8 protein-coding genes are annotated in these 6,196 nt (G+C 42.4%); 3 read left to right on the top strand and 5 right to left on the bottom strand.

What is annotated here, in order from left to right:
- Positions 1-57 precede the first annotated feature (57 nt).
- Positions 58-756 (bottom strand): IS3 family transposase, encoded by a 699-nt coding sequence (locus ACESZH_RS23475; protein WP_373219498.1) that lies wholly within the window; start codon positions 754-756, stop codon positions 58-60.
- 5 nt (positions 757-761) lie between these two features.
- Positions 762-1,502: a transposase gene (locus ACESZH_RS23470; protein ID WP_373219499.1), complete on the bottom strand. Its 741-nt coding sequence runs from the start codon at positions 1,500-1,502 to the stop codon at positions 762-764.
- Between the two features lies 1 nt (position 1,503).
- On the opposite strand from ACESZH_RS23470, the gene ACESZH_RS23465 reads away from it, so the two are divergent.
- The 3 genes from ACESZH_RS23465 (at position 1,504) to ACESZH_RS23455 (ending at position 3,822) form a co-directional block, all read left to right on the top strand.
- Complete coding sequence (locus tag ACESZH_RS23465; RefSeq protein WP_117494621.1) at positions 1,504-1,920, top strand: hypothetical protein; 417 nt, start codon at positions 1,504-1,506, stop codon at positions 1,918-1,920.
- Complete coding sequence (gene tnpB, locus ACESZH_RS23460) at positions 1,914-2,261, top strand: IS66 family insertion sequence element accessory protein TnpB (protein ID WP_117942324.1); 348 nt, start codon at positions 1,914-1,916, stop codon at positions 2,259-2,261. Before ACESZH_RS23465 ends, tnpB begins: the two co-directional genes overlap by 7 nt.
- A gap of 121 nt (positions 2,262-2,382) precedes the next feature.
- A complete protein-coding gene (locus ACESZH_RS23455) occupies positions 2,383-3,822 on the top strand; it encodes an IS66 family transposase (protein ID WP_373219502.1) in 1,440 nt (479 codons plus the stop codon).
- 45 nt (positions 3,823-3,867) lie between these two features.
- Here the strand turns inward: ACESZH_RS23455 and ACESZH_RS23450 are convergent, their stop codons facing one another.
- The 3 genes from ACESZH_RS23450 to ACESZH_RS23440 form a co-directional block, all read right to left on the bottom strand.
- Complete coding sequence (locus ACESZH_RS23450) at positions 3,868-4,890, bottom strand: tyrosine-type recombinase/integrase (RefSeq protein ID WP_373219503.1); 1,023 nt, start codon at positions 4,888-4,890, stop codon at positions 3,868-3,870.
- On the bottom strand, positions 4,883-5,827 hold the full coding sequence (locus ACESZH_RS23445; protein ID WP_373219505.1) for a tyrosine-type recombinase/integrase: 945 nt from the start codon (positions 5,825-5,827) through the stop codon (positions 4,883-4,885). The genes ACESZH_RS23450 and ACESZH_RS23445 overlap by 8 nt, the downstream gene beginning before the upstream one ends.
- The coding region (locus ACESZH_RS23440) for a tyrosine-type recombinase/integrase (protein ID WP_373219507.1) at positions 5,824-6,196 on the bottom strand (373 nt) is incomplete at its 5' end. The genes ACESZH_RS23440 and ACESZH_RS23445, both read right to left, overlap by 4 nt.

The following is a 6,196-nucleotide window of genomic DNA, read 5'->3' as shown; positions in this document are numbered from 1 at the left end:
TTTCTTTTAATTATTCCATATATTAGAAATATTTTCCATAGAAATATTACTCAAAAATTAATGCAATTTTGTACTAGACATACTTTGAGTCATTCCAGCAGCTTCTAATTTTGCATGAAAAGTACGGCTTGTGTATTGATAACCTCTATCAGAATGACATAATGGATGAGCATTAGGATTACTTTCAATGGCTTTATTAAAGGTATCAAACACCAAAGCATTATTATTCGAATCACTGATCACATAGGATACAATTCGTCTATCATAAAGATCCAAAATGGCACTTAAATATATTTTGTGTTTTTCCAGCTCGGTATAATATTTAAACTCTGTAACATCAGTAAGCCATTTTTCATTTGGTGCATCAGCGTAAAATTCCCGATTCAATATATTTTCTGCTATGAATTGTGGGTTGGAAGCCTGACGCGTGCATCCGTTATTCGAATATTTAATTGTTGATTTAATATTCTTTTTCCTACAAATGCGAAGTACTCGTTTGTCATTCACATTTATATCATGATAGCGTTCCAAGTCATCTCGTATTCTTCGGTAACCCTTGTCCGGAGATTCTGCATGTATTTTTTCAATCGTTTCTGCAATACGCTCATTTTCAGCCTCATTAGATGGAACTTTCCTATGTAACCATTTATAATAAGCAGCTCTGCTTACATTTCCTAATTTACAGAGAGTACTGATAGGATATCCATGTTTTTCATTTTCTTCTTTAATAGCCTGATAAATATGTTTGTATCGCAATAAGCTTAACCCCACCTCCTCTCTATTTCGTCGAGTTTTTTTAGGAATGATAGTTCCATTTCGACTTTTTGTCGCTTTGCTTTTTCCAACTTTAATTCCGCACGAAGTCGTTCTATTTCAGTAAGAGTATCTTCTGGCTTTCGTTTGCCACGATTATCTTGCAAAGCATCAATACCGCCATTTTCATATTTTATAGTATAATTTCGTGCCTGCTGATAGGAGACAGAAAATTTTGTAGCGGTGTCAGCATAATTATGATCATGCGAAATACAATATGAAGCAATTTCTATTCGTTCTTCAAATGTGGTTTTTCTTCCTTTAGTCATGATGACAGTTCCTCCTGTTCCGGAAGATTTCAACTTCTCATGACTATTATACTTCTTAATCCATTGTCTTAGTTGAGAATCAGAAGGAATTTTATATTTCCTACAAATTTCATTAAGAGAACCCCTACCGGAAAGATAATCGACAACGGCCTGTTCTTTTTCAGTCTCGGTATAATGCTTATTACCGGTTCGATAAAAAGCTGTTACTCCCATTGAATCATATTTACATATCCATCTTCTTAAAGAGGTAGGTGCAACTCCATATTGTTTCGCAATTGCATGTAAAGATTCATCGTAAGCGCTTAATTCTTGGGTAACTATACATTTGCCGTTTTGTAGTTCATAATGATTGATAGTAAATAGTTTTTTACTCCACTTCGTAGATAGGAAGTGGTCAATTACTATACTTGGAGGTTTCATTATGAGCAGTAAACGTGCCCCAGGGCGTTCTCTGGATGAATGGATGGAACTGGTGATCCAGTGCAGACAGAGCGGGCTTACTGATGCCGCATGGTGTAATGAACACGGGATCTCTCCCAGCTGTTTTTACAATGCGGTCACACGCCTGCGTAAAAAGGCCTGTCAGATCCCAGAATCGGCTAACAAAGCCAGTACCCTTGATCTTACATCCCATAAACAGGATGTGGTCCAGATCGCTATAGAGCCGGAAACTCCTCCGGCAGAACTGGTTTCAGATAAAGATAACAGTTCCATGTACCTTGATAATCCACATACGATCGAGATCGAAGCCAGAGGACTGATGATCCGGATGAGCAATACCGTTCATCCTTCCCTTCTGAAGATCCTGATGGATGCGCTGAAGGAGCCATTATGTTAGCGGATATCTCAAATGTCGATGCCATTTATATCGTCTGCGGCAGAACAGATATGCGCAAATCTATTGATGGATTATGTGCGATCATCCAGGATCAGTTTTCCATGGAGATCGACCACGCACTTTATCTTTTCTGTGGCCGAAGATGTGACAGGATCAAAGCCATCTTAAAAGAACCTGACGGGATCGTTATGATCTACAAAAGGCTGACAGCCCAGGGTTCTTACCGATGGCCAAGAAATAAATCAGAAGTCCGGAACCTCACATGGAGGGAATTCGACTGGCTGATGTCAGGCATTGATATTGAGCAGCCAAAAGCGATCAAAACATCCTGTGCAAGGTAATAAAACCGCTTGTTTTCCCTGTACGTTCAGCATTTTTTAGGGTGCACTGTTTTCCTGTTGTACTGGCAGCACTGTCTGTTTTCTGATATAATAGAGATATCAAAAGCAGGAGGAAAAAGCAGTGGCAGACAGTTCCAAAGATATCCAGCTGCGTGAGCTGAAAGATATGATCACAGAGCTGAAAAATTTAATAAAAACTCTTCAGGCAACTGTCGATGCCGGAAATAAACGGGAGGAAGCCCTTACACAGGAGCGTGATAACCTGAAAGAAGAAGTGGAACTTCTCCGTAAAAAACTCTTTGGCACTTCCAGCGAAAAACGTTCCGCCGATCTTCCGGGACAGCTGAACCTTTTCAACGAAGCTGAAATGGAACAGGATCCTGCGGCCGCTGAAGCCGAGGAGATGGCTGCACTGCTTCCCGAAAAAAAGAGGAAAGCCCGCGCAACAAATGCAGAACGTTTTAAGGGTCTGCCTGTAAAAAAGGAATATTTGGATATCCCGGAAAAGGACAGGTTCTGCCCGGTCTGTAATGCCCCGCTGAAAAGGATCGGTGAGGAGTTTGTACGCCGTGAACTGGTCTTTATCCCGGCAAAGCTGAAAGTCATCGAATACTACAGTGTCAGCTATGAATGCCCGGAATGCAGTAAACGCAGTCTTTCTGTTATCAAAAAAGGAAAAGATGGAAAACCGCATTTGCTCTATGGGATGGCTTCGGCTGGCACAGTTGCATGGGTGATGTACCAGAAGTTCTGCAACAGCCTGCCCTACTGCCGTCAGGAAAAAGACTGGAAACAGTATGGTGCATCCATCACAAGGGCAACCATGGCAAACTGGGTTATCCTTAATTCAGATGCATTCTTTCGTCCGATGTATGAATACTTCCGCCGGAAACTGCTGGAGCGTGAATTCGCAATGGCAGACGAAACGCCCCTGCAGGTACTGCATGAACCGGGGCGCCGGGCCCAGTCGAAATCCTATATGTGGCTTTTCCGCAGCGGGGAAGATGGCGGTGTACCAATCATCCTCTATAAATACTCGGAAACCCGCGCCGGGGATAACGCGGTTGAATTCCTGCATGGATTTAAAGGCTACCTGATGTGCGATGGGTATAGCGGGTACAACAAAGTGCCGGATGCAAAACGTACTGCCTGTTGGGCACATATACGCAGGTACCTGGTGGATGCAGTCCCGAAAGGGAAAAACCTGGATTACGGCCAGCCTGCTGTGCAGGGTATCCTGTATATCGACCGTCTCTTCCGTCTGGAAGAAACGATCAAGGCAAAAAGTACAACCTTCGATTCTCTCAAAAAAGCACGCCTTGAAAAAGAAGTGCCTGTCATTGAGGGCTTTTTGTCGTGGCTTGACATGCAGAAACCTACCCGGGGATCCCGGATGGATAAGGCAGTCACCTATATCCAAAACCGCCGCTCCTATCTTATGACCTATCTGGAAGATGGCAGATGTAGTTTTTCTAATAATCTCAGTGAGAATGCGATCCGCCCCTTTACAGTAGGCCGTAATTATGCTGTGAGCAGAATTATGTTCTGTAGTGCCGCATAATCCTTTGAATTCACTACACGGCACTGTTTTTACAGAACATAATTATTACAGAGAAGCCAGGAATGCGAGAATGGACTTGCTCGGTTTGTAGTTGAATGAACTGTTTGATGTTTCATCAAGTTTCTCCATAGCTTTACGTTTGATCTCAATGTCAGCCACCATATATTTATGAGTCGTTTCAATGCTTTCGTGCCCCAGCCAGATGGCGATTGTAGATATATCTACACCAGCCTGCAGCAAATTCATTGCAGCACTATGGCGAAACGTATGGGGTGTGACATTTTTCTTGTTCAGCGATGGGGACAGTTCCGCAGCTTTTTCTGTGATCGTGGTTATCCGCTGTCCGATGCCTGATCGTGTTAAATTCCCCTTTCGATTGTTTGATAAAAGGCGGTTGTCGCGGTTTAAATTCTGCAGCTTGATATAATTGTTGATAAATGCAGCTGTTGATTTCCATATTGGAGTTATGCGTTCTTTTCGGCCTTTTCCCAAAAATCGAATAGATGATGTCCCATCTGTTTCAATAGATATATCAGACACGCATAAGTTAACCAGTTCCGATACACGGCATCCTGTGTTGTACAAAATCATGAGCATCATCTTATCCCTTAACGATAATGCATCCGGGTTATTGCATACTTCAAGCATTGATTCATACTCATTCTTGGTGATAAATAACATCACCTGTTTATCCGCTTTTCTGGCTGGTAATGATAAGGACTTACGGATAATTCCAGAGTATTCTGGCGCCTCTACCGCAGCATATTTCAAAAATGACTTTATAGCAGACATTCTGAGATTAATAGTTGATGGGCTACAGTTTCGGCTTGTCTCCAGATATGTTCCAAATGCCGAAAGATGGTCTAATGAAAAATGATTCATCTCGATTCTGTCAGGAGCTATGCCGTATACAGAAGCCATAAATCTAAGGTAAAGAGTGAAACTGTCTCGATAAGTGGAAACTGTTCTTGGAGACGATTTTTTCTGTGCTATCAGGTATGTCAGGAAATATTTCTCCAAAAGAGGGGCAAATTTCAGTGCGGCAGTGAGCGAATCATTCTTATTCATGGGCATCTCCTCCGTAAATGTTCTCGTATCTTCGAGAAGCTATGTTCATCAGTTCTGGCGTTGAAGACAAGTACCAGTAAGTGTCTTCCGGATGGATGTGTCCCATATATGTAGATAAGAGGAGAAGCTTTGCATTTACATCCATTCCCTGCTCAAGCCAGTTCTTTATGGTTCTGGTAGCAAAGGTATGCCGAAAGTCATAAAGGCGAGCGTGTGGATATCCAGAATCACTAACATCAATGATGTCACGAATCGTTTGGAATGCGTATTCAAATGCATTTCGTTTAAAAGGCTTGCCACCTGTGGTTATGAAAAACTCATTCCCAAGACGGACTTTATTGCAAAGGGATTCCACTTGGCTTCGATAGGATCTTAACTGATCTGATACCTCTGGCAGTAACGGTACGATTCTGTCCTTGTTGAACTTACTGCTACAAACGTTAAGCAGGTTGTTCGTAAAGTCAACATCTGAGATTGTTAGATTTACAAGCTCTGAAGTCCTGAGTCCTGTAGCCCATAGAAGTCCAATGGCAGTCTTCATTGTCAGTGAACGGATTCCGTCCGGAGAATAAAGATGATCGCACTGTTCCATCAGTCTACAGGTTTCATCCAGTGTATAAATATGAGGACGTACACGTTTATGAGGATTACCATAAGGAAGTTTAGGAAGTAATTCTGAATCTGGATCAAAGGCGCCCGCATAGTCGGCCAGTCCCTTTAATGGTTCAAATCGGCGCCCTTTCGTCACTAGTGATGGATCGTCACCACTTTCACACCATTGGAAGACTATTTTGCGTGTTAATGCACCGGTGTATCCTATATCCTGCGTATATCTGGCAAAAGCATTCAAATATACAGCTTCGGCTGTCATCTGAAAGCCAAGGCCACGTTTATAGTCCAAGTATGACGTTACCAAGGAGGTGATTTTATTGCTCATACCGATTTCCTCCCTGGCCATGATGATGCTACTTCACGAAGTGATTCGACATCAATCCGCACATATGCTTTTGTTGTTGAAACAGAAGTATGCCCTAACAGATCAGCAACTGTCTTTAGATCATTACCTGCGTTATATAAATGAGATCCTACAGTTCTCCTTAATGCATGAGTTCCTACATGCCAGCCAGTAATACCGACTTTACTGTATAACCGCCGGATCACACTTCTTACATTGTCTGTAGAAGCTGGCTCCAACATTCGCCTTGCAGATTTGAAATACAATGGAGATCCTAGAGATATGGGACGAGCGTGCAACACATAATCCTCCAGTGCTTTTCCAAGTTTGACTGACATGGGCAGTTCGCGC

Origin of the sequence: Ruminococcus sp. 5_1_39BFAA, assembly GCF_964240875.1 — a bacterium.
In the GTDB taxonomy this organism is placed as follows: Bacteria; Bacillota; Clostridia; order Lachnospirales; family Lachnospiraceae; genus Blautia_A.
The sequence above is the reverse complement of the archived record's forward strand: the minus strand, read 5'-3'. Positions and strand labels throughout refer to the sequence as shown.